Here is a 25,313-nt window from a genome sequence, read left to right on the forward strand (position 1 = left end):
AACCTCATAATAAAAAAAAAAATAAAAAAATAAAAATAATTTATTTTTTTTTACTAATTGCAATTATATAAATTTCTCTAGAACTAGATCTAGAAGAATTAGGTTTATATAAATAAACTTTCAAAAAAAATAATTTTATTTTTTTTATATAATAATCTAATTTTATTCCTTGAAAAGCTTTTACTATAAAAATTCCTTTTTTTAATAAAACTTTTTTTGATATATTTAAAGAAATTTTTATCAATTTAATAATTTTTATATCATCAACAAATTTTATACCACTAATATTTGGAGACATATCTGAAATTAATACATGTATTTTTTTTTTAAAACTAAGTATTTTATTTAATATATCTTTTTTATTAATATCTCCTTGAATAAAATTTACTCCTTTTATTACATTCATAAATTTTTTATCAACAGCAATAACTAAACCTTTAAATCCTACTTTAGAAATAACATATTTAGACCAACCTCCAGGAAAAGAACCTAAATCAATAACTTTCATTCCTGATTTAAAAATATTATTTTTTTTATCTATTTCTTTTAATTTAAACCAAGATCTAGATCGTAATTTATTTTTATAAGAATATTTAACATAAAAATCATTAATATGATTATGAATCCATTGAGAAGAATTATTAAATTTTTTATTATTAGACATAAATAAAATATAATCAAAATAAATATTTATATAGAAATATAATCTATCTTTAAAATAACATATTTAACTATACCATCAGGTATATTAATAGAAACAATATCATTTATTTTTTTTCCTATTAAACCTCTAGCAACAGGAGAATAAATAGAAATCATTTTTTTTTTATAATTTGCTTCATCATCTCCTACAATACTATAAGTATATTTTTTACAACTTTTAATATTAGAAATAGTAATTGTAGAACCAAAAACAACAACTCCATTATTATATAATTTAGTAACATCTATTATATTAGCATTAGATAATTTATATTCAATATCTCTTATTTTTCTTTCACAAAAACTTTGTTCTTCTTTAGCAGCATGATATTCTGCATTTTCTTTAAGATCTCCATATTCTCTAGCTTTAATAATAGCATTAATAATTTTTGTTCTTTTTATTTTTTTTAAATATTCTAATTCTTTTTGTAATTTTATTGATCCTTTTAAGGTCATTGGAATTAAATGATTCATATATATACCTTAAAATAAAATTTATTAAAAATAATAAAATATATATTTAATTTTATCAAAAAAAATTTTTTTTTAAAACAAAAATTTATATTAATTTAAATAATAAATAATATTAATAAAATTTAAAATTAAATGTTATATTAAATAATAAAAATATTATTTTATATTTTAAATAAAAATTTTTAATAAATAAGGAAAAATATGTACGCAATATTTATTAATGGCGGAAAACAATATAAAGCAAAAAAAGGAAAATATTTAATATTAGAAAAAATTAATAAAGAAAAAGGATCAAAAATAATTTTAAAAAATATATTAATGATAAAAAAAAAAAAAAAAATTTTTATAGGAAAACCAATTTTATTAAAAAGCTTAATTAAAGCTACAATAATATCTCATAATAAAAAAAAAAAAATACAAATAATAAAATTTAAAAGAAGAAAACATTATAAAAAAAAACAAGGACATAGACAACCATACACAAAAATACAAATAAATAATATTATTAATAAAATTTAAAAATAGGAAAAAATATGGCACATAAAAAAGCTGGGGGTTCTACAAGAAATGGAAGAGATTCACATTCTAAAAGATTAGGAATAAAAAAATTTGGAGGAGAATGGATTACATCAGGAAGTATAATTGTTAAACAAAGAGGAACTAAATTTCATCCAGGAATAAATGTAAAATGTGGAAAAGATCATACAATATATGCAATTAAAGATGGAAAAGTTCAATTTCAATTTAAAAAATATAAAAAAAAAAAATATATTAATGTAATTCACATATAATTAATAAAATTTAATTAAATATTAAAAATAAAATGAAATTTATTGATGAAGTAAAAATTTCTTTACAAGCAGGAAATGGAGGAAATGGATGTGTTAGTTTTAGAAGAGAAAAATATATACCAAAAGGAGGTCCTAATGGAGGAAATGGTGGAAATGGGGGAAATATATGGATTATAGCAAATAAAAATTTAAATACTTTAATAGATTATCAATATAAAAAAATTTTTAAAGCTCAAAACGGAGAAAATGGTAAAAATAAAAATAAAACAGGAAAAAATGGAAATGATATAAAATTAATTGTACCTATTGGAACAAAAATTATAAATAGCGATACTTTTGAAAAAATAAAATATTTAACTAAACATAAACAAAAAATATTAATAGCAAAAGGAGGATTACGAGGATTAGGGAATACAAAATTTAAATCATCAATTAATCGTTCTCCTAAAAAAAGAACTTTAGGAAAACAAGGAGAAAAAAAAAATATTATTTTAGAATTAATATTATTAGCAGATATAGGAACATTAGGATTACCAAACTCAGGAAAATCTACATTTATTAAAAATATATCTGCAGCAAAAACAAAAATAGGAGCATATCCATTTACTACAATAAATCCAATTTTAGGAATTGTAAGAAATAAAAAAAAAAAATTTACTATTGCAGATGTTCCAGGAATTATAAAAGGTGCTTCAAAAGGAATTGGTTTAGGTTTTAGATTTTTAAAACATTTAAAAAAATGTAAAATGTTATTACATATTGTAGATATAAAAAAAAAAAATATATTAGAAATTAAAAATAATATTTTAATTATAAAAAAAGAAATTAATAAATTTAAAGAAAAAATAAATAAAAAAAATATATGGATAATTTTTAATAAAATTGATTTATTAAATAATAAAGAACTTATTTTAATTAAAAAAAAAATTAAAAAAATATTAAATATTAAAAAAGAAAAATATTATTTTATTTCATGTATTACTAAAAAAGGAATAAAAAAACTATTAAAAAAAATTAATATTTTTTTAAAAAAATAATATTATAATTATTAATATCAACAACCCGGATTTTAAAACCCGGGTTATAAAAAAATTATCTTTTTGAAAATTGAGGACGTTTTCTAGATTTTCTAAAACCAAATTTTTTTCTTTCAACTTTACGAGAATCTCTTGTAACAAAACCAAATTTTCTTAATTCAGAACGTAATGTATGATCATACTGTATTAATGATTTAGTTATTCCTTGCCTAATCGCTCCAGCCTGTCCTGATATTCCTCCTCCTTTAACGGTAATATAAAAATCAAACTTATTTACAAGATCTAATAATTCTAATGGTTGTAAAACTATCATACATGCTGTTTTTCTACAAAAATAATTTTCTAAAGAACGAGTATTAATAACAATATTACCTGTTCCTAATTTTAAAAAAACTCTAGCAGAACAAGTTTTACGACGACCAGTTCCATAATTTTGTATTATATTCATAATTTTTCCAATTAAATTTTTAAAAATTTTGGCTTTTGAGCAAAATTTATATGAATATCATTTATATAAATTTTTAATTTATTTAACATAACTCTTCCTAAAGAACCTTTAGGCAACATTCCTTTAACAGCTAATTTTATAATTTTTTTAGGATTTTTAATTAACATATCTTTAAATAATATTGATTTAATACCACCTATATATCCTGTATGATGATAATATTTTTTTTTTATATTTTTATTACCAGTAACTTTAATTTTACTTGCATTTAAAATAATAATATAATCTCCTGTATCTATATGAGGAGTATAAATTACTTTATGTTTTCCTGTTAAATAACATGCAACTTTAGTTGCTAACCTTCCTAATATTTTATTTTTTGCGTCGATATAATACCAAGATCTTTTAATTTGATTATTAGCTGAAAATGTTTTCATATATAATTTTTTACCTTAATCTTTATATTAATGTATTATTAATATATTATTAAATATTTAAAAATATAAAATATCAAAAATAATTTTAAATTATAAAGGAAAAAACATGAATTTTAAAAAAAATTTACTTTATTTAAGAAAAAAAATTAATAAAATAGATAAAAAAATAATCTTAATTTTAGCTAAAAGAAAAAAAATAATAAAAAAAATAGCAAAAATAAAAATAAAAAATAATTTTTCTATAAAAGATAAAAAAAGAGAAAAAGAACTTTTAAATTTTTTATTAAAAATAGGAAAAAAAAAAAAAATAAAAAAATTTTTTTTAAAAAAAATATTTAAAATAATCATTAAAGAATCAAGATATATACAAAAAAAAATATTAAAAAAAAAAAAAATATTTTTTTTAGGACCAAAAGGTTCTTATTCATATGAAGCTGCTTGTAAATACATTAAAAAAAAAAAAAAAAAAATTAAAAAAATAAATTGTAAAAATTTTAAAATAGCAATAAAAAAAAATGAAAATAAATTATTTCATTACACGATATTACCTATTGAAAATATATGTTCAGGTTATATTAATGAAATTTTAAATCTTTTAAAAAAAACAAATTTATTTATAATAAATGAAATTAATATATTAATAAAACATTGTTTACTAGTTAAAAAAAATACTAAAATAGAAAATATAAAAAATATTTACAGTCATGAACAACCTATTAAACAAAGTAATATTTTTATTAAAAAATATTCAAAATGGAATTTAAATATTACAAAAAGCACTTCTCAAGCAATGAAAAAAATATCATTAATAAATAAAAACAATATAGCTGCTATAGGAAATAAAAAATATTGCAAAATATATAATTTATATACATTAATAAAAAATATATCTAATAAAAAAAATAACACTACAAGATTTGTAATATTATCAAATAAAAAAATAAAAATAAATAAAAATAAAAAATACAAATTAACATTATTTTTTACTTTAAAAAAAAAAAAAAAATTAATTAAAATATTTTTACTATTAAAAAAAAAAAAATTTAATATAAAATCATTAAATAAAAAAAATTTTTTTTTAGAAATTTTAATAAAAGCATATACTAAAAACATGAAAAAAATATTATCTCAAATGATATTAAAAACAAAAAAAATAAAAATATTAGGATATTATCCTATTAATAATAATATCATTTAAAAATATATAATTGAGAAAAAAATGTTTAATAATCTAACTAAAAAAATTTCTGTAATTATAAAAAAAATATATGATCAAGGAAGATTAACTAAAAAAAATATTAAATATTCTTTAAGAGAACTAAGAAAATCATTATTAGAAGCTGATGTAGCATTATTAGTAATAAAAAAATTTACTAAAAATATAAAAAAAAAAGTTATAGGAAAAAAAATAAATCAACATTTAACCCCAGGACAAGAATTTATTAAAATAGTAAAAAAAGAATTAATAAAAATTTTAGGAAAAAAAAATAAAAAAATAAAATTAAATAAAAATAAATTAACAAAAATATTAATCATTGGATTGCAAGGATCTGGAAAAACTACTAATTTAATAAAATTAGGAAAATTATTTAAAAAAAAAAATAAAAAAAAAATATTAACAGTATCTACTGATGTTAATAGATTTTCTGCAATAAAACAATTAAAATTACTTTCAGAAAAAGAAAAATTAGATGTATTTTTATCTAAAAAAAATGATAAACCAATAAATATTGCAAAAAAAAGTATTAAAAAAGCAAAAAAAAATTTTTATGATATATTATTAATAGATACATCTGGAAGATTACATAATAATAAAAAAATGATGAAAGAACTAAAAAATATGTATAAAAAAATAAAACCAAATGAAACATTATTTGTAATTGATTCTATGATAGGACAAGATTCAATAAATATTATTAAAAAATATAATAATTTATTACCAATAACAGGTATAATTTTAACAAAAATGGATAGTAATGCAAGATGCGGAATAGCTTTATCATGTAAATATTTAACAAAAATACCAATAAAATTTATAAGTAATGGAGAAAAAATAAATTCAATTAAAAAATTTTGTCCAATAAAAATAACAAAAAAAATATTAGGATTAAATAATATTTTTTCATTAATAAAAAAAATAAAAAAAAAAATAAAAATAAAAAAAAAAAAAAAAAAAAAAATAATAAAAAAAAAAATTTCTTTTAATTTAAATGATTGTTTAAAATATTTAAAAAAAATAAAAAAATCAAATATAATAAATAAAATTATTAATAAAATTTCAATTAAAAAAAAAAAAAAAAATAAAACATTAAAAGAATTAGAAACTATAATATATTCTATGACTAATAAAGAAAGAAAAAATCCAAAAATAATAAAAAATTCTAGAAAAAAAAGAATAGCAAAAGGATCTGGAATTTCTGTGCAAAAAATAAATATATTATTAAGAAATTTTTTAAACATTAAAAAAACAATAATAAAAATAAAAAAAAATGGTATAAATAAAATTTTTAACTCATTAAAAAATTTTATACCAAATTTTTTTTAAAAAAAATATAAATAATAAAAAAGGAGAAAAAATGGTTATAATAAGATTAGCGAGACATGGTTGTAAAAAAAAACCATTTTATAAAATTGTTGTAGCAGATACAAGATTTCCAAGAAATGGAAGATTTATTGAAAAAATTGGTTATTTCAATCCAATAAAAAGTAAAAAAAAAAATAATATTTTTATAAATATAAAAAAATTAAAATACTGGAAAAAAATAGGAGTAAAAATAACTTCTAGAATTAAATATTTAATAAATAAAATAAAAGAAGAAAAATTATAAAAATAAATAAAAAAAAAAAAATAATATTAATTGGAAAAATTAAAAAACCATATGGAATATTAGGATATTTAAAATTGATTTCTTATACAGAAATTAAAAAAAATTTTTTAAATTATAAACCATTATTTATAAAAAAAAAAAAAAAATATTTTTACATTAAAATAAAAAAATATAAAAAAAAAAAAAATATTTTTTTAATAAAAATTAATAATATTAAAAATAGAACAAAATCAATAAAATTTAAAAATAAAAAAATATCAACTAATATGTATAATCTTCCAAAAATAAAAAATAATTATTATTGGAAAGATATTATAAAATGTCATATATTTACAAAAAAAAATAAATATTTAGGTAAAATAAATAATATTATTACCAATAAAAAACATGATATTTTAATAATAAAAAAAAAAAAAAAAATATTAATTCCTTTTATATATAAAAAAATAATTAAATATATAGAAATAAAAAAAAAAATAATATTTATTAGTGAAAAATATATTTAAAAATAATTTATATATAAAAAAAAGGATTATTTAATAATGTATAATATTATTCAAGAAATAGAAAAAGAACAAAAAAAAAATATACCTAAATTTAATACTGGAGATACAATATTAGTAGAAATTTGGGTAAAAGAAGGAAAAAAAAAAAGATTACAAAATTTTGAAGGAATAGTAATCGCAATAAAAAAAAAACAATTAAATTCTTCTTTTACAATAAGAAAAATATCTAACGGAGAAGGAATAGAACGTGTATTTCCAACACATTCTCCTATAATAAATAAAATTAAAATTAAACGATTTGGAAAAGTAAGAAAAGCAAAATTATATTATTTACGTAACAAAAAAGGTAAAGAAGCAAAAATTAAAGAAAAAATAAAATAAAATAAGCCGTCTTAAAAAAAGACGGCGAAAAATTAAAAAAAAACAAAAAAAAATAAAATTTAATATTTAAAATAAATTAATATTTAAATTATTTTAAAAATATATTTATAATAAAAAAAAATATATAAAATATTTTAATATTAATATAATATTTTAAAAAATAAAAAAAATAAAAAAAAAATAAAAAAAAAATAAAAAAAAATAAAAAAAAATAAAAAAAAATAAAAAAAATAAAAAAATATAAAAATATGAAAAAAAAAATTAAAAAAAAAAAAATATTATTATTAAATGGACCTAATTTAAATTTATTAGGATTTAGAGAACCAAAATTATACGGAAATATAAATTTTAAAAAATTAATAAAAATAATAAAAAAAAAAGCAAAAAAATTAAATTGCAAATTATATCATTTTCAATCTAACTCAGAAAATAAATTAATTAATAAAATACATATTTCACAAAAAAAAATAGATTACATTATAATAAATCCTGCTGCTTTTACACACACGAGTATAGCTTTAAGAGATGCTCTTTTGGCTGTAAAAATACCATTTATAGAAGTTCACATATCAAATATTTTTTCTAGAGAAAAATTTAGATCTAAATCTTGGTTTTCTGATATTTCTCAAGGAATAATTTCTGGTTTTGGAATAGATGGATATTTAATAGCTTTAAAAACATCAATAAAAAGATTAAAAAAAAAATAAATTAAAAATTTTTATTTAAATAATTTATTAAAATTTTAATATCTTTATAAACAGAAGTGCTTATATACATTAATTGATTAGTAAACGGATGAAAAAATTTTAATGTTTGAGCATGCATAGCTTGTCTAGGAAATAAAGAAATATTATGTAATATATTTTTATTATAAATATTCTTTTTATTATATACAAGATCTCCAAATACTGGAAAATTAATATAAGATAAATGCAACCTAATTTGATGCGTTTTTCCTGTTTCTAAAAAAACTTTCAAATATGTATAAAAATAATATTTTTTTATAACTCTATAATGAGTAATTGAATTTTTACCATTTAAAAAATCTACTTTCATATGTTTTTTTTTAAAATTATTACGAGAAATAGGAAATTTTATTGTACCTCCTGATATTACATTTCCACATACTAATACTAAATATTCACGAGAAATTTTTTTTTTTTTAAATAAATTTAAAAAAATTTTATATATAAATAATTTTTTAGCTATAATAATTAATCCAGTAGTATTTTTATCTAATCTATGTAAAATACCAGCTCTTGGTATATTTTTAGAAAAATTATATTTATTTAATAAAATATCAAATAATGTTATATTTAAACAACCTTTAAAAGGATGAATAATCATATTAAAAGATTTATTAATAATTAAAAAAAAATCATCTTCATAAACAATGTTTAAAATATTTTTTAAAAAAATATTATTAAATTTTAAAAAATTTAAATAAGTAAAAATTCTTATTATTTCTCCACCAAAAATTTTTTTTTTAGGATTAAAAATAATATTATCATCTACAAAAACAGAATATTCTAAAATTAATTTTTTTAAAAAAGTACGAGAAAATTCCTTAAATAAATATACTAAAATTAAATCTAATCTTTTCTTTTTTAAATAAAAAGGGACTATTTTAATTAAATTAATTTTTTTCATTATATATTCCTAATAATAAATATTAAAATTAATAAATTGATATTATTATTTTAAAAATAAATTTAAAATATATTTATCATATTTAAAAAATTATATAAGGATAAAATGTACAAAACTACTAATGAAATACGTTCTATTTTCTTAAAATATTTTTCAAAAAAAAAACATAAAATATTACCAAGTAGTAAATTAATACCTAAAGATGATAATTCAATATTATTTACCAATGCTGGAATGAATCAATTTAAAAATATAATTTTAGGAAAAAATAAACCAAAATATAATAAAATTGTTACCGTTCAAAATTGTATTAGAACTGGAGGAAAACATAACGATCTAAAAAAAGTTGGAAACACAAAAAATCATCATACATTTTTTGAAATGTTAGGAAATTTTAGTTTTGGAAATTATTTTAAAAAAAAAGCTATTAAAATTGCTTGGGAATTATTAACATCAAAAAAATGGTTTAATTTAAATAAAAAAAAAATATGGGTAACAATATATGAAAAAGATATAAAATCATATTTAATATGGAAAAATATTATAAAAATATCAAAAAAAAAAATAATAATAATGAAAGATATTAAAAATAAACCTTACACTTCTGAAAATTTCTGGCAAATGGGAAATACTGGACCTTGTGGTCCTTGTACAGAAATTTTTTATAATTATGGAAAAATAAAAAGAAATATTACTAATAAAAATATTAACAAAAAAAAAAAAATTATAGAAATTTGGAATATTGTATTTATGGAATTTAATAAAGATAATAAAGGAAATTTTAAAAAACTTCCAAATATTACAGTAGATACTGGAATGGGTTTAGAACGTATTACTTCTGTAATACAAAAAGTATATTCTAATTATAAAATAGATTCTTATATAAAAATTAAAAATAAAATTATTAAAATATTAAAAATAAAATATAAAAAAAAAAATAAAAATTTTATTAATATAATAACTGATCATATACGTTCTTCTATTTTAATGATATCAGAAAAAATACACCCATCAAATATAAAACAAGGATATATTCTTAGAAAAATAATAAGAAGAGCAGTAATTTCAGGAAGAAAAATAGGTATAAAAAAACCATTTTTATATAAATTAGTAAAAATAACCTTACATAATATAAAAAAAATAAATATATATAAAAAAATAAAAAAAAAAAAAATAATAAATATACTAAAAAAAGAAGAAATAAAATTTAACAATACATTAAAAAGGGGATTAAAAATAATTTATAAAAAAATAAAAAATTATAAAAAAAAAATAAATGGAAAAATAATATTCAATTTATATGACACATATGGATTTCCACCAGAATTAACTAAAGAAATATGTAATAAAAAAAAAATAAAATTTGATAAATTAGGTTATATAAAAGAAAAAAAAAAAAATAAAAAAAAACAAAAAAAAAATAAATTAATAGATTATTTTTCATTAAACACAAAATTTAAAGGTTATAAAAATAAACATATTAATTTGTCCAAAGTAAAAAAAATAATCATAAAAAAAAAAAAAACTAATAAAATTAAAAAAGGTGAAAAAGGAGAGATAATTCTTGATAAAACTCCATTTTATGGTGAATCAGGAGGTCAAATTGGAGATAATGGATTAATATATTATAAAAAAAACTTTTTTAAAATTAAAAATACAAAAAAAAATAATAATACAATAATTCATATTGGAAAAATGATTTCAGGAACAATAAAAATTAATGATATTTTATTTTCCACTATTAATATTAATAGAAGAAAAAAAATACAAAATAATCATACTACAACACATTTATTAAATACATCTTTAAAAAAAATTTTAAAAAAAAATATTATACAAAAAGGTTCATTTATAAATGATAAATATATAAGATTTGATTTTTTACATAATAAAAAAATACCATTATATCAATTACATAAAATAGAAAAAATAATAAATCAAATTATTTCTGAAAATATTAAAATAAAAAAAAAAAAAATGAAATTTAAAGAAGCAAAAAAAAAAGGAGCGATAAGTTTAATTAATAATATATATAAAAAAAAAGTTAGAGTTATTATAATAGATAATTTTTCTATAGAATTATGTAAAGGAACTCATACTAAATATACAGGAGATATTGGAACATTTAAAATTATTTCTGAATCAGGAATATCTTCCACAACTAGAAGAATAATAGCTTGTACACAAAATAAAGCAATTTCTTACATACAAAAACAAGAAATAAATATATTAAAAGGATTAAAACTTTTAAAAACAGATAAAAATAATTTTATAAAAAAAATATATAAAATAAATAATTTAATAAAAAAAATAAAAAATAAAAATAAAATATACAAAAAAAAAATATATAAAAAAAAAATTGAAAAAATAAAAAAAAAATTTGTTAAAATAAATAATATTAATTTATTAATAAATATTATAAAATATAAAAATCATAAAATTTTAAGAAAAATGATAGACAAATTAAAAAATAATAATTCTATAATAATTTTAATAAGTAAAAATAAATTTAAAAATAGAATTATTATTAATGTTGATAAAAAAATAACAAAAATAATTACAGCAAAAAAAATAATAAAAAAAATATTTACAATAAAAAAAGGAAAAGGAGGTGGAAAAAATGAAATTGCAGAAGGAAATTTTTTAAAAACAAAAAAAATAAAAAAAACTATTAAAAATATAAAAAATTGGTTAATATTAATTATTAAAAAAAATAATTGATAATATTATAATATTAATTTATTATATAATTAAAATTAAATTTTAAATAAAAAAATAATAATATTTAAATTAATATAATATAATTAAATATTATTATAAATATAATATATTCTTTTTGAAAGATAAGGAGAAAAACATGCTTATTCTCACTCGTCGAGTTGGCGAAACACTCATAATTGGCGATGAGGTAACAGTAACAGTTTTAGGAGTAAAAGGAAATCAAGTACGAATTGGTATAAATGCACCTAAAAAAATTTCTGTACATAGAGAAGAAATATATCAAAAAATTCAAGCTGAAAAAATAAAAAAAAAAAATATATAATTAAAAATAATAAAAAATATAATATAGGTGAGATGACCGAGTGGTTTAAGGTGCTCCCCTGCTAAGGGAGTATGTAATAAAATGCATCGAGGGTTCGAATCCCTCTCTCATCATATAATTATATTAAAATTTGCACTTGTAGCTCATCTGGATAGAGCACTCGGCTACGAACCGAGAGGTAAAAGGTTCAAATCCTTTCAAGTGCAAAATTATTTATTAAAATATATAATATAATAATTAATTTTAAAAAAAAATGGAGATAATTTTGTTACAAAATATCTCAAAAAAATTAAAATGGATAAAAAAAAATCCAAAAATATTAAAAAATATTTATAAAGGAATAGAAAGAGAAGGATTACGTATTAATAATAAAGGAAAAATGTCAAAAAAAAATTATCCTAAAAATATGGGATATTCATTAACAAATGAATGGATAACAACAGATTTTTCAGAAAATTTACTAGAAATTATAACTCCAAAAACAAATAATAATAAATATTTATTAAATTTTTTACATGATATACATAAATATATAATAAAAAATATTAAACCAGAATTAATATGGCCTTTTAGCATACCATGTAAAATATCAAATAATAAAAAAATTAAATTAGCAAAATATGGGAAATCAGATATTGGTTTAAAAAAAACGTTATATAGAAAAGGATTACAAAAAAGATATGGAACATTAATGAATATAGTTGCTGGAATTCATTATAATTTTTCTTTACCAAATAAATTATTAAATTTATGGATTAAAAAAAAAATAATAAAAAACAAATCTGAAGGTTATTTAAATATTATAAGAAATTATTATAGATTTGGTTGGATAATACCATATCTTTTTGGTTCTTCTCCTGCAATATCTAAAGAATATATAAAAAATGAAAAAATAAAATTTAAAAATTATAAAAAAAAATATGATATGATTTTTCTTCCTTGGTCAACATCATTACGTTTAGGACAAAGTTTTATTAATAAAAATAATATAAATAATAAAAATAAAATAAAATTTAATTCATTAAAAAGTTACATTAAAAATTTAAAAAAATTATTAAATACTCCATGTAAAAATTTTAAAAAAATAGGGTTAAAAGATAAAAAAAATATATTACAACAAATAAATATTAATATTTTACAAATGGAAAGTGAATTATATACACAAATTAGACCAAAAAGAAACACAAAAAAAAATGAATCATTATTAAAAAATCTTAAAAAAAAAGGAATAGAATATATAGAAATAAGATCTTTAGATATTAATCCATTTTCATCTATAGGAATTAATAAAAAACAAATACTAATATTAGATATTTTTTTAATATGGTGTTTTTTAAAAAAATCTCCTAAAATAAATAACAAAGAATTAATTATTATTAATAAAAATTGGAAAAAAATAATATTTGAAGGGAGAAAACCAAAAAAAAAAATAATTAATTATTTTAATAATATGAAAATAAAAATTAAAAAAATAAATAAAAAATTATATAAAGATTTAATAAAAATTGCAAAAATATTTGATATTTGTTTTAAAAATAAAAAATATACAAATGCATGTAAAAAATTTAAAAAATCTTTTACAAACCCAAAATATACTTATTCAGAATTTGTTATAAAATTTTTATTAAAGAAAAAAGGAATACATTATTCTGGTTTACATTTATCAAATAAATATAAAAAAGAATTTAATAAAAAAAAATTTAAAATAATAAATAAAAAAAAATTTATTATTAATAAAAAAAAATCAATAAAAAAATATATAAAAATAAATAAAAAAAAATAAATATAAATAAATAAAAATAAATAAAAAAAAAAAAAAATTAAATTTTTTTTATTATTTTTACACCATTTTTAGTACCAATTAAAATCAAATCTGCTTTTCTTAAAGAAAATAAACCAACAGTAACTACACCAGGAATAGAATTAATTTTATTTTCTATGTAATAAGGGTCATAAATATATAAATTAAAAATATCTAAAATAATATTTCCATGTTCTGTAATAATATTTTTTCTTAATTTTACATTTCCACCTATTTTTTTTAATTCACATTTAACAAATTTATAAGACATAGGAATAATCTCTAAAGGTAAAGGAAAAAAACCTAACGTATTTACAATTTTAAATTCATCTACTATACAAATAAATTTTTTTGATTTTTTTGCAATAATTTTTTCTTTAGTTAAAGCAGCTCCACCACCTTTTATCATTTCAAAAAACATATTAATTTCATCTGCACCATCTATATAAAAAGAAAGAAATTTTACATCATTTAAATATAATTCTTTAATTTTATATTTCTTTAATAATAAAGAAGTAGAACTAGAACTTGAAACTGCTCCTTTAATAAAAAAATTTTTTTTTCCTAAACCTTCTATAAAAAACTTAATTGTACTTCCTGTTCCTATACCAATTACATCACTAAAAGAAATATAATTTATTGCTGATAAAGCAACAGATTTTTTTAATTGATTTACATTCATAATTAAATCCATAATATTTTATATCAAAAATAATAAAAAAATTATTTTAAAATATATTATACAAATTAAAGATATTTAATAAATAAAAACTGGGGTACCTGGATTCGAACCAGGGATACCGGTATCAAAAACCGGTGCCTTACCACTTGGCTATACCCCAAAAAAAAAATAAATAAATAAATACGGAAGACGAGAGTCGAACTCGCAAACCATTTGGTGCTAGAACCTAAATCTAGTGCGTCTACCAATTTCGCCACTTCCGCAAAAAAAAAAAAATATTTTAGCTACGAAGGGAATTGAACCCATGACCTCAGCGTTATGAGTGCTGCGCTCTAACCAACTGAGCTACGTAGCCAAAAATAATAAAATTAAACAATTTAAATATAATATACAAAACTTTTAAAAATATGTCTACATTTATTTTAATCAAAATAATTAACAAAAAAAAAAATATTTGTATATAATTATATAAAATTTATATGTTTATAAAATTATAAAATATGAGTAAAATAGACTTTAATAAAAATAACTTTATTTATAAAATAATAAATAATTATATTTTAAAAAATAAAAAAAAAAAAATAATAACCAGATTTCCTCCAGAACCAAATGGTCATTTACATTTAGGACATATAAAATCTATATGTATAAACTTTGAAATAGCAAAAAAAAAAAATGGACAATGTAATTTAAGATTTGATGATACTAATCCTACAAATGAAAAAAAAATATTTATTTTTTCTATTATTAATGATATAAAATGGTTAGGATATAAAATAAAAAAAAATATATTTTTCACATCTAAGTATTTTAAAAAAATATACAAATATGCAATTAAACTTATTAAAAAAAAATTAGCTTATGTAGATCTTTCTAATATTAAAATTATTAAAAAAGAAAGAGGAAATTTTTATAAAATAGGAAAAAAAAATATATATCGAAAAAACAGTATTCAAAAAAATTTAAAATTATTTAAAAAAATGAAAAATGGTAAATTTAAAGAAGGAGAAGCATGTTTAAGAGCTAAAATAAATATGAAATCTTCTTGTATTATTATGAGAGATCCAATAATTTATCGTATAAAATTTGATTATCATCATCAAACAAAAAAAAAATGGTGCATTTATCCTATGTATGATTTCAGTCATTGTATTTCTGATTCAATAGAAAAAATAACACATTCATTATGCACATTAGAATTTTTAGAAAATAAAAAATTATATAAATGGATTTTAAAAAAAATAAAAGTAAAAAATAAACCAAAACAATATGAATTTTCAAAACTTAATATTGAAAATACAATATTATCAAAAAGAAAAATAAAAAAATTAATTAAAAAAAAAAAAATACAAGATTGGAATGATCCTAGAATACATACTATATCTGGATTAAGAAGAAAAGGATATACAGCAAAATCTTTAATAAATTTTTGTAAAAAATCAGGAATAACGAAAAAAGAAAATATCTTACAATTATCATCATTAGAATCTTGCTTAAAAAAAGAACTAAACTATAAAATTGAAAGAAGCATGGCGATAATAAATCCTATTAAAATTATTATTACTAATTTACCAAAAAATTATAAAAAAATATTATTTATACCTAAAAATCCAAAAAATAATAATATGGGAAATAAATATATTATATTTACAAACACTTTATATATTGATAAATATGATATATATAATAAAAAAAAAAAAAAATATATCATTAAAAAAAAAATTAAATTAAGATATTCTTATAATATTAAAATTTATAAAATAAAAAAAAAAAAAAATAAAAATATTTTTTTTTGTAAATATTATAAAAAAACATTAGGTAAAATTTTTAAAAAAATAAAAATAATACATTGGATTTCTGAAAAAAATTCTCATTTAGCTAAATTTAGATTATACAAACCTCTTTTTAATCTAAAAAATCCAGAATTATCTAAAAAATTTTTAAATAATATTAATAAAAAATCATTAAAAATTAAAAAAGGTTATATAGAATCTAATATATATACATTAAAAACTAATTTTCATTATCAATTTGAAAGAGAAGGATATTTTTATATAGATTATATAAAATCTACAAAAAAAATATTAAATTTCAACAGAACAATAAAAATAAAATAAATATAATTTTTTAAAAAAAAAATATATATTATTAATATTATTTAATATATAAATATAATATATATTAATTATTTATTTTCTATAAAAAAAATTTAAATTTTGGTTGAATATGATTACAAAATATATTTTTATAACAGGAGGTGTTGTTTCTTCATTAGGTAAAGGAGTAACAATCGCTTCTATTGCATCTATTCTTGAATCAAGAAAATTAAAAGTAAATATCATAAAAATAGATCCTTACTTAAATGTAAACCCTGGAACTATGAGTCCTAATCAACATGGAGAAATATTTGTAACAGAAGATGGATCAGAAACAGATTTAGATTTAGGACATTATGAAAGATTTCTTAATATAAAAATGAACTATAAAAATAATTTTACTACAGGTTCTGTATATAAAAAAATATTTAAAAAAGAAAAAAAAGGAGATTATTTAGGAAAAACTATACAAATTATTCCTCATGTTACTGAAGAAATAAAAAAAAGAATTATATCTGTAGCTAAAAATAACGATATAATATTAGTAGAAGTTGGAGGAACAGTAGGAGACATAGAATCTATACCATTTTTAGAAGCTATACAACAAATAAAAACAAAAATAGGAAAAAAAAATATACTTTATATACACTTAACTTTATTACCTTATTTATCTATTACAAAAGAAATTAAAACAAAACCAACCCAACATTCTGTAAAAAAATTATTATCTATAGGAATTCAACCTGATATGTTAATTTGTAGATCAAAAAAAAACATTACAAACAAAGAAAAAAAAAAAATATCATTATTTTGTAATATACCAAAAAAAAAAGTTATAACATTACAAGATACAAATTCTATTTATAATATACCAAGTTTATTAAATAAACAAGGTGTAGACAAATATATTTGTAAATATTTTATGATAAACACAGTAAAAGCAAATTTAAAAAAATGGAAAAAATTAGCAAAAAAAGAATTAAATACAAAAAAAAAAATTAATATAGGTATAATAGGAAAATATATAAAAACTCCAGATTCTTATAAATCTATTATTGAAGCATTAAAACATACCGGTATAAAATTAAAAACAAAAATAAATATTAAAATTATAAATTCAAAAAAAATAAAATTTAAAAATAAAACATTTAAAAAATTACATGGAATATTAATACCAGGAGGATTTGGAAAAAAAGGAATAAAAGGAAAAATAAAAGCAACAAAATATGCAAGAAAAAATAAAATACCATATTTTGGTATTTGTTTAGGAATACAAATTGCAATAATAGAATTTTCAAAAAATATTTTAAATATAAAAGAAGCAAATTCAACAGAATTTAAACCTAAATGTAAATTTCCAATAATTATTATAAATAAAAATAAAAAATTTAAAAAAAACATGCGCTTAGGAAGTAAAATTTGTTATTTAAATAAAAATAGTTTATCTTATAAATTATATGGAAAAAAAAAAATAAAAGAAAGACACAGGCACAGATACAAAATAAATAAAAAATTATTCAATAAAATAAATAACAAAAAATTATTAATAGCAGGATATTCAAAAAATAATAATTCTATTGAGATAATAGAATTATTAAATCATCCATGGTTTATAGCATGTCAATTTCACCCAGAATTTCAATCTACTCCAAATAAAGTACATCCTTTATTTATTGGTTTTGTAAATGCTAGTATAAATTATAAAAAAAATAAGGAAAAAAAATGTCAAAAATTATAAAAATTATAGGTAGAGAAATAATGGATTCAAGAGGAATACCAACAGTGGAAGCAGAAGTATATTTAAAAAATGGAAGTATTGGAACAGCTTCTGTTCCTTCTGGAGCATCTACAGGTAAAAAAGAAGCAGTAGAATTAAGAGATAATAATAAAAATAGATTTTTAGGAAAAGGAGTTAAAAAATCAGTAAAATTTATCAACGAAACAATATCTAAAATATTATATAAAAAAGATTCTATAAACCAAAAAACAATTGATAAAACTTTAATAGAATTAGACGGAACAAAAAATAAATCTAATTTAGGGGCAAATACAATTCTTGCTGTTTCTTTAGCTAATGCAAAAGCAGCTGCAATAGTTCAAAACATACCTTTTTACAAATACATTTCTATATTAAATAATACACCAAATATTTTTTCCATGCCTTTACCTATGATAAACATTATTAATGGAGGAAAACATGCAAATAATAATATAGACATACAAGAATTTATGATACAACCTATTTCCGCAAAAAACATAAAAGAAGCAATAAGAATAAGTTCAGAAATTTTTCATAACTTAGGTTTAATTTTAAATAAAAATAAATTTAGTACTACAGTAGGTGATGAAGGAGGATACGCTCCAAATTTAAAATCAAATAAAATAATATTTGAAATAATAAAAGAAGCTACTGAAAAATCCGGATATATTTTTGGAACTGATATTTCTTTAGCAATAGATTGTGCAGCTTCAGAAATTTATGATAAAAAAACAAAAAAATACATATTATCTTCTGAAAATATGAAATTAACATCAAAAGAAATGACTCATTATTTAGAAAAATTAACAAAAAAATATCCTATTTTATCTATAGAAGATGGTCAAAACGAAGAAGATTGGAAAGGTTTTTATTATCAAACAAAAAAAATAGGAAAAAATATACAAATAGTAGGTGATGATTTATTTGTAACTAATACAAAAATTCTTAAAAAAGGAATTAAAAAAAAAATAGCTAATGCAATTTTAATAAAACCTAATCAAATAGGAACACTAACAGAAACTATTAATGCTATAAAAATGGCAAAAAAAAATAATTATAATGTAATTATATCACACAGATCTGGAGAAACTGAAGATACTACAATAGCAGATTTATCTGTAGGAACATCTTCAGGACAAATTAAAACAGGTTCAATGAGTAGATCAGAAAGAATAGCTAAGTATAATCAATTAATAAGAATTGAAGAAAAATTAGGAAATAAAATTGCTCCTTATAATGGATTCAAAGAACTAAAAAATAAAATTATTTAAAATAAAATTTGACTATTCTAATAATAAATATCTCTATTATTAGAATAATCATATATATATATATTTGTTAAAATTATTAAATAATATTTATTATTATTTATTTTATAAAATATATTATTTTATTATAATATAAATATTTTATTATTAATTAATATATATTATATAATATATATTATATAATATATATTATTAATAAAAATAAATTTTAAATTTATTTAAAAAAATATTTTATTTTTAAAAAAATAAAATATTTTTTTAACATTATTACTTATTTTTTTTTCACCATTTATATAAATATCAGGATTAATTGGTTTTTCATATACAGAACCAACTCCAGTAAAATCTAATATTTTTCCATCATTAGCTTTTTTATATAAACCTTTAGGATCTCTAACCGAACAAGTTTTTAAAGAAGTATCAATAAAAATTTCAAAAAATCTTTTATCACCAATAATATTTTTAGCAATTTTTCTATCCTTCTTATATGGAGAAATAAATGTACTTAAAACAATTAAACCAGAATCTATCATTAATTTTATTACTTCAGAAACACGTCTAATATTTTCTTTTCTATCTAATTTACTAAAACTAAGATCTTTGCATAAACCATGTCTTATATTATCACCATCTAATAAATATGTACTAATACCATACATATAAAATTCTTTTTCTAAATAATTTGCAATACTAGATTTTCCAGAACCAGAAAGACCTGTAAACCATAAAACAAAAGATTTATGTTTATGATGTATTTCCCGTAAACGATGATTAATAGAATATTGATTCCAATAAATATTAATATTATTCATATTAATTATTTTCCAAATTATTTAATAAATTTTTTACACCCCAATGCGGAAAATATTTACAAATAAAAGAATTTAATTCTAACTCAAAAACTTTATTAACTATATTTTTATTATTACTTATTTTAATTTTATTTTTTTTAATCATCCCAACAGCAACAGTTCTATTATTAAATATATCAATAAAAATCATACCGCCTAATATACGATTATTTTTATATTTTTCAAATATTATTTTTTCTTCAAAAAAAACATGAACTAAAGCAATATCATTTAAATTTAATTCTTTTATTTTTTTTTTTTTAAATGTATCCATATTTATTTTATAAAAAATTTTTTTTACACATGCTTTTATTTTTTTTCCTGCAATTTTTATAAAATAAGATTTTCCTAAAATTAATTTTTCATAATCCATCCATACAATATTCATTATAGCTTCATCCTGAGGAAATAATTTAGAATTATAATTTACAATTAAGTCCCCTCTACTAATATCAATTTCATCTTTTAATAATATTGTAATAGATTGTCCAAAATAAGCATTTTTTTTTATACCGTCAAAACTAACAATATCTTTTATTTTTGAAAAAATACCAGAAGGTAAAATTTTCACCTTTTGCCCAATAAAAATTTTTCCTGATATTAAAGTTCCAGAATAACCTCTAAAATTTGAATTAGGATGATTAATTAATTGAACAGGAAATATAAAAGATTTATTATTATTATTTTTTTTTTCTACATTAATAAATTCTATATAACTTAATAAAGTAGGACCAATATACCATGGCATTAAATTATTACTAAAAACAATATTTTCACCAAATAAAGCAGATATAGGGATAAAAATAATATTTAATTTTCTTGATAAAAATTTTGAAAATTTTAAAAATTCATTTTTAATATTTAAAAATATTTTTTCTTTGTAATTCACCATATCCATTTTATTAATAGCAACAATTAAATAATTTATACCTAATAAAGTAACTATAAAACTATGTCTTTTAGTTTGTTTTAATAAACCTTTACGAGCATCAATTAATAAAATTGCAACATCACAATTTGAAGCTCCAGTAACCATATTTCTTGTATATTGAGAATGACCAGGAGCATCTACAATTATAAATTTTCTTTTTTTTGTAGAAAAATATCTATAAGCTACATCTATAGTAATACCTTGTTCTTTTTCATCTTGTAAACTATCTAATAATAATGAAAAATCTAAATTTTCCCCTTGTGTTCCATGACGTTTACTATCTTTTTGCAAAGAAGATAATTGATCTTTAAAAATCTTTTTTGTATCATGTAACAATCTTCCAATTAAAGTACTTTTTCCGTCATCAACACTACCACAAGTTAAAAATTTTAACAATATTTTTTTTTTTTCTTTATTAATCCAATTATTAAAATCAACTATTTTTTTATTTTTATTTTTTTTTAAAACATTCATATTATAATTATATCCTAAAAATAACCTTCTTTTTTTTTACGTTCCATAGAACTTATTTGATCATTATCAATAACTCTACCATTTCTTTCACTATATTTTGTTAATAAAACTTCTTTAATAATTTTCTCAATAGTATTCGCATTAGATTTAATTGCACTAGTTAAAGGCCAACAACCTAAAGTTCGAAAACGAACCATACAATTATATATTTTTTCATTTGATTTTAATGAAATTCTATTATCATTAAGCATTAATAACATATTATCTCTTTTTATAATTTTTCTATTTTTAGCAAAATATAAAGAAACAATTTCAATATTTTCAATAAAAATATACTCCCAAATATCTAACTCCGTCCAATTAGATAAAGGAAAAATACGAAAACTCTCATTTTTTTTAATTTGACTATTAAAATTATTCCATAATTCTGGCCTTTGATCTTTTGGATTCCATCTATGAAAAGAATCTCGCAAAGAATAAATTCTTTCTTTAGATCGAGATTTTTCTTCATCTCTTCTCGCTCCTCCAAAAGCAGCATCAAAATTATATTTATCTAAAGCTTTTTTTAATCCTTCTGTTTTCATAATATTAGTATATTTTTCACTACCATCCAAAAAAGGATTTATATTATTTTTTAAACCATTATTATTAATATAAATAATAAGATCTAAATTTAATTTTTTAACAATCATATTTCTAAATTCATACATTTCCTTAAATTTCCACATTGTATCTACATGTAACAAAGGAAAAGGAATTTTTCCTGGAAAAAAAGCTTTTCTTGCCAAATGTAACATTACAGAAGAATCTTTTCCAATAGAATACAGCATTACAGGATTATTAAATTCTGCAACTACTTCTCTTAAAATATATATACTTTCAGATTCTAATTGCTCTAAATGAGAATTTTTTTTTTTCATGATAATAATAATATCCTTAAATAAAATCTTTTAAAACACATTTTAAATTTTACTATATAAAATTTTTAAACCAAGATAATTTTTTATGTAAATTAACTACTTTACCTACAATTAATAATATTGGACCAGAAATGTTTTTAGAAATTACATTAATATTTTTTAATATTCCAAAATAAACTTTTTGATAAGATAATGTTCCATAACTAATTAATGATATAGGAGTTTTTAAAATAAAACCTTTTAATAAAAGTTCTTTTAAAATAAACTTTATTTTATTTCTACACATATAAATTACTAAAGTATCAGGAATTTTTGGATAAAGAATAGAATTTTTTCTTAAATATTTACTAGCAGTTAAAAATAAAACATTATTAGAATAATTTCTATAAGTTAAAGGAACCCCTATATATGAAGAAATACCTATTGCGCTAGTAATTCCTGGAACAATTTGAAAATTTACACCAAATTTTTTAGCAATTAATAATTCTTCTGCTCCTCTTCCAAAAATAAAGGAATCCCCTCCTTTTAATCTAACAACCCTATTACCTTTTTTTATAAAATATATTAATAGTTTATTAATATTATTTTGTTTAATTGAATTATAACCAAACCTTTTTCCAACACATATTAATTCTGCATCTTTTCTTGCATAATTTAATATTTCTTTACCAATAAAATAATCATATAATATAATATCTGCTCTTTGTAAAACTTGTAAACCTCTTAATGTTAAAAGATTACTATCACCTGGACCTGCTCCAACTAATATTAATTCTCCTTCATTTTTTTTATTATTAATAATAAAATGATATAATGTTTGTATAGCATATTTAATATTATTATTTATAACTTGATCAATAAAATTACTATTAAAAAGTTTTTCCCAAAATAATCTTCTATTTGAAAAATTATAAAAAACTTTTTTTATAAAATTTCTAAATTTTCCTGATAAAAAAGAAATTTTTCCATAATTAATAGATAAAATAGATTCAATTTTTTCTCTTAATAAACGTATTAATACTGGAGATTTTCCACAAGAAGAAATAGATATAATAATAGGATTTCTATTTATTATAGAAGGAAAAATAAAAGAACAATATTTTTCATTATCTACTGTATTAATTAAAATATTTTTTTTATTAATTATATTAAAAATTTTTTTATTAAAATCTTTATTATTTGTAGCAATTATTACTAAAAAAATATTTTTTAAATATTTACAAGAAAAATTATAACTAATCCATTGAATTTTTTTTTTTAATATATATAAATACAATTTTTTACATATTTTTTTAGATATAATCTTAATAAAAGAATGAAAAGAATATAATAAAATTATTTTTCTATATGCTATATTTCCACCACCAATAATTAATATACTTTTATATTTTAAATTCAAAAAAATAGGTAAATAATTCATTTTTTTCATTTTTTTTTAAAAAAAATAAAAATTAATATTAATAAAATTAAAATAATTTATATATACACTAAATTATTTTATCATGTAAACCACATTCCCGTTTTAATCCAAAAAAACGAGTATCTTTTTTAGACATTCCTAATTTATATTTTTTTGTTGTATGAACATCACCTAAAGAAATATATTTCTTTTTAAATAAAGGATGATTAGGAAGATCATGTTTTTTTAAATATTCATTAATATTTTTTTCATTCCAATCTAATATTGGTAAAATTTTAAAAATATTATTTTTAATAGATAAATATGAAAAACTAGACCTTATTTTAGATTGATTAAAACGTAAACCAGCAAACCATGTATTAATAAAACATTTTTTAATAGCATGTTTCATAGGTTGAATTTTATTAATATTATTATACAAATCAATACCTTCTATACCATTTTCCCATAATTTTCCATAACGAGATTCTTGCCAAGATGAAGATATATTAGAGCGAAAAACATATAAATTTAAATTTAATCTAATTTTTAACAAATCAATAAATTGATAAGTTTCGGGAAATAAATAACCTGTATCAATTAAAATAACAGGTATTTTGGGAAATTGATTAGTAATCATATGTAAAATAACAGAAGAATACAAACCAAAACTAGAAGTAATAGCAAAATTAGGTAATAAATTTTTTAAAGCCCATCTTATACGATCCGTTGCAGAAAATTTATTTAAAATTTTATTACAATGAAATAAAATTTCAGATGATTTTTTTTTATTAAATTTATTTAAATTTAATAAATTTATTATAGACATAAAAAT

General features: G+C 17.3%; 26 protein-coding genes and 5 tRNA genes. 17 read left to right on the forward strand and 14 right to left on the reverse strand.

Annotation, left to right across the window (positions count from 1 at the left end; genetic code table 11):
* Positions 1-40 precede the first annotated feature (40 nt).
* Positions 41-664, reverse strand: a complete 624-nt coding sequence (locus RJT27_RS01190) for an RlmE family RNA methyltransferase (RefSeq protein WP_343189320.1) — start codon at positions 662-664, stop codon at positions 41-43.
* 26 nt (positions 665-690) lie between these two features.
* Positions 691-1,176, reverse strand: coding sequence for a transcription elongation factor GreA (gene greA / locus RJT27_RS01195; RefSeq protein ID WP_343189321.1), 486 nt, complete (start codon positions 1,174-1,176; stop codon positions 691-693).
* A gap of 201 nt (positions 1,177-1,377) precedes the next feature.
* On the opposite strand from greA, the gene rplU reads away from it, so the two are divergent.
* Genes rplU through cgtA form a run of 3 tightly spaced genes read left to right on the forward strand, consistent with a single transcriptional unit; the run spans position 1,378 to position 3,004 of the window.
* Positions 1,378-1,695 (forward strand): 50S ribosomal protein L21, encoded by a 318-nt coding sequence (rplU, locus tag RJT27_RS01200; RefSeq protein WP_343189322.1) that lies wholly within the window; start codon positions 1,378-1,380, stop codon positions 1,693-1,695.
* A gap of 14 nt (positions 1,696-1,709) precedes the next feature.
* On the forward strand, positions 1,710-1,967 hold the full coding sequence (gene rpmA, locus RJT27_RS01205; protein WP_343189323.1) for a 50S ribosomal protein L27: 258 nt from the start codon (positions 1,710-1,712) through the stop codon (positions 1,965-1,967).
* 32 nt (positions 1,968-1,999) lie between these two features.
* On the forward strand, positions 2,000-3,004 hold the full coding sequence (cgtA, locus tag RJT27_RS01210) for an Obg family GTPase CgtA (RefSeq protein ID WP_343189324.1): 1,005 nt from the start codon (positions 2,000-2,002) through the stop codon (positions 3,002-3,004).
* 55 nt (positions 3,005-3,059) lie between these two features.
* On the opposite strand, the gene rpsI is transcribed toward cgtA, so the two are convergent.
* Complete coding sequence (rpsI, locus tag RJT27_RS01215) at positions 3,060-3,452, reverse strand: 30S ribosomal protein S9 (protein ID WP_343189325.1); 393 nt, start codon at positions 3,450-3,452, stop codon at positions 3,060-3,062.
* 11 nt (positions 3,453-3,463) lie between these two features.
* The gene (gene rplM / locus RJT27_RS01220) at positions 3,464-3,889 is read right to left on the reverse strand and encodes a 50S ribosomal protein L13 (RefSeq protein WP_343189326.1); all 426 of its coding nucleotides are present in this window, start codon (positions 3,887-3,889) and stop codon (positions 3,464-3,466) included.
* Between the two features lie 106 nt (positions 3,890-3,995).
* On the opposite strand from rplM, the gene RJT27_RS01225 reads away from it, so the two are divergent.
* The 6 genes from RJT27_RS01225 to aroQ all read left to right on the forward strand — a co-directional run bounded on the left by RJT27_RS01225 (position 3,996) and on the right by aroQ (position 8,311).
* The gene (locus RJT27_RS01225) at positions 3,996-5,087 is read left to right on the forward strand and encodes a prephenate dehydratase domain-containing protein (protein WP_343189327.1); all 1,092 of its coding nucleotides are present in this window, start codon (positions 3,996-3,998) and stop codon (positions 5,085-5,087) included.
* Between the two features lie 21 nt (positions 5,088-5,108).
* The gene (locus tag RJT27_RS01230) at positions 5,109-6,434 is read left to right on the forward strand and encodes a signal recognition particle receptor subunit alpha (RefSeq protein ID WP_343189328.1); all 1,326 of its coding nucleotides are present in this window, start codon (positions 5,109-5,111) and stop codon (positions 6,432-6,434) included.
* Between the two features lie 31 nt (positions 6,435-6,465).
* Positions 6,466-6,717 (forward strand): 30S ribosomal protein S16, encoded by a 252-nt coding sequence (gene rpsP, locus RJT27_RS01235; RefSeq protein ID WP_343189329.1) that lies wholly within the window; start codon positions 6,466-6,468, stop codon positions 6,715-6,717.
* Positions 6,718-6,746: 29 nt separating this feature from the next.
* Positions 6,747-7,223, forward strand: a complete 477-nt coding sequence (rimM, locus tag RJT27_RS01240; RefSeq protein ID WP_343189634.1) for a ribosome maturation factor RimM — start codon at positions 6,747-6,749, stop codon at positions 7,221-7,223.
* A 36-nt stretch (positions 7,224-7,259) separates the two neighbouring features.
* On the forward strand, positions 7,260-7,604 hold the full coding sequence (gene rplS / locus RJT27_RS01245) for a 50S ribosomal protein L19 (RefSeq protein ID WP_343189330.1): 345 nt from the start codon (positions 7,260-7,262) through the stop codon (positions 7,602-7,604).
* A gap of 248 nt (positions 7,605-7,852) precedes the next feature.
* Complete coding sequence (aroQ, locus tag RJT27_RS01250) at positions 7,853-8,311, forward strand: type II 3-dehydroquinate dehydratase (RefSeq protein WP_343189331.1); 459 nt, start codon at positions 7,853-7,855, stop codon at positions 8,309-8,311.
* Position 8,312: 1 nt separating this feature from the next.
* On the opposite strand, the gene RJT27_RS01255 is transcribed toward aroQ, so the two are convergent.
* Positions 8,313-9,254 (reverse strand): RluA family pseudouridine synthase, encoded by a 942-nt coding sequence (locus tag RJT27_RS01255; RefSeq protein ID WP_343189332.1) that lies wholly within the window; start codon positions 9,252-9,254, stop codon positions 8,313-8,315.
* Positions 9,255-9,359: 105 nt separating this feature from the next.
* Here RJT27_RS01255 and alaS point away from each other — a divergent pair, with 105 nt between their 5' ends.
* The 5 genes from alaS to gshA all read left to right on the forward strand — a co-directional run bounded on the left by alaS (position 9,360) and on the right by gshA (position 14,080).
* Entirely contained in the window at positions 9,360-11,975 is a 2,616-nt protein-coding gene (alaS, locus tag RJT27_RS01260) for an alanine--tRNA ligase (protein ID WP_343189333.1), read from the forward strand.
* Between the two features lie 136 nt (positions 11,976-12,111).
* On the forward strand, positions 12,112-12,297 hold the full coding sequence (gene csrA, locus RJT27_RS01265; protein ID WP_343189334.1) for a carbon storage regulator CsrA: 186 nt from the start codon (positions 12,112-12,114) through the stop codon (positions 12,295-12,297).
* 26 nt (positions 12,298-12,323) lie between these two features.
* Positions 12,324-12,410 (forward strand) — tRNA-Ser (locus tag RJT27_RS01270).
* A 19-nt stretch (positions 12,411-12,429) separates the two neighbouring features.
* Positions 12,430-12,503, forward strand: a tRNA-Arg gene (locus RJT27_RS01275).
* A gap of 59 nt (positions 12,504-12,562) precedes the next feature.
* Positions 12,563-14,080, forward strand: coding sequence for a glutamate--cysteine ligase (gshA, locus tag RJT27_RS01280; protein ID WP_343189335.1), 1,518 nt, complete (start codon positions 12,563-12,565; stop codon positions 14,078-14,080).
* A gap of 37 nt (positions 14,081-14,117) precedes the next feature.
* On the opposite strand, the gene rpiA is transcribed toward gshA, so the two are convergent.
* The 4 genes from rpiA to RJT27_RS01300 form a co-directional block, all read right to left on the reverse strand.
* A complete protein-coding gene (gene rpiA, locus RJT27_RS01285) occupies positions 14,118-14,780 on the reverse strand; it encodes a ribose-5-phosphate isomerase RpiA (RefSeq protein ID WP_343189336.1) in 663 nt (220 codons plus the stop codon).
* Positions 14,781-14,869: 89 nt separating this feature from the next.
* Positions 14,870-14,940 (reverse strand) — tRNA-Gln (locus RJT27_RS01290).
* Positions 14,941-14,961: 21 nt separating this feature from the next.
* Positions 14,962-15,043: transfer RNA gene (locus RJT27_RS01295), tRNA-Leu, on the reverse strand.
* Positions 15,044-15,061: 18 nt separating this feature from the next.
* Positions 15,062-15,135, reverse strand: a tRNA-Met gene (locus RJT27_RS01300).
* A 145-nt stretch (positions 15,136-15,280) separates the two neighbouring features.
* Here RJT27_RS01300 and glnS point away from each other — a divergent pair.
* The 3 genes from glnS (at position 15,281) to eno (ending at position 19,906) form a co-directional block, all read left to right on the forward strand.
* Entirely contained in the window at positions 15,281-16,897 is a 1,617-nt protein-coding gene (gene glnS, locus RJT27_RS01305) for a glutamine--tRNA ligase (protein ID WP_343189337.1), read from the forward strand.
* A gap of 109 nt (positions 16,898-17,006) precedes the next feature.
* Positions 17,007-18,614 (forward strand): CTP synthase, encoded by a 1,608-nt coding sequence (locus RJT27_RS01310; protein WP_343189338.1) that lies wholly within the window; start codon positions 17,007-17,009, stop codon positions 18,612-18,614.
* Positions 18,599-19,906, forward strand: a complete 1,308-nt coding sequence (gene eno / locus RJT27_RS01315) for a phosphopyruvate hydratase (protein ID WP_343189339.1) — start codon at positions 18,599-18,601, stop codon at positions 19,904-19,906. The genes RJT27_RS01310 and eno overlap by 16 nt, the downstream gene beginning before the upstream one ends.
* A gap of 215 nt (positions 19,907-20,121) precedes the next feature.
* Here the strand turns inward: eno and cysC are convergent, their stop codons facing one another.
* Genes cysC through RJT27_RS01340 form a run of 5 tightly spaced genes read right to left on the reverse strand, consistent with a single transcriptional unit; the run spans position 20,122 to position 25,307 of the window.
* Positions 20,122-20,715, reverse strand: coding sequence for an adenylyl-sulfate kinase (gene cysC / locus RJT27_RS01320; protein WP_343189340.1), 594 nt, complete (start codon positions 20,713-20,715; stop codon positions 20,122-20,124).
* 1 nt (position 20,716) lies between these two features.
* Complete coding sequence (cysN, locus tag RJT27_RS01325) at positions 20,717-22,159, reverse strand: sulfate adenylyltransferase subunit CysN (RefSeq protein ID WP_343189341.1); 1,443 nt, start codon at positions 22,157-22,159, stop codon at positions 20,717-20,719.
* A gap of 14 nt (positions 22,160-22,173) precedes the next feature.
* Entirely contained in the window at positions 22,174-23,079 is a 906-nt protein-coding gene (gene cysD, locus RJT27_RS01330; protein ID WP_428994228.1) for a sulfate adenylyltransferase subunit CysD, read from the reverse strand.
* Between the two features lie 52 nt (positions 23,080-23,131).
* Positions 23,132-24,508, reverse strand: coding sequence for a siroheme synthase CysG (gene cysG / locus RJT27_RS01335; RefSeq protein WP_343189342.1), 1,377 nt, complete (start codon positions 24,506-24,508; stop codon positions 23,132-23,134).
* A gap of 58 nt (positions 24,509-24,566) precedes the next feature.
* Positions 24,567-25,307: a phosphoadenylyl-sulfate reductase gene (locus tag RJT27_RS01340; protein ID WP_343189343.1), complete on the reverse strand. Its 741-nt coding sequence runs from the start codon at positions 25,305-25,307 to the stop codon at positions 24,567-24,569.
* Positions 25,308-25,313: the final 6 nt, after the last annotated feature.

The sequence above is a fragment of the Buchnera aphidicola (Greenidea ficicola) genome, from assembly GCF_039386055.1.
Classification (GTDB): Bacteria; Pseudomonadota; Gammaproteobacteria; order Enterobacterales; family Enterobacteriaceae; genus Buchnera_K; species Buchnera_K aphidicola_A.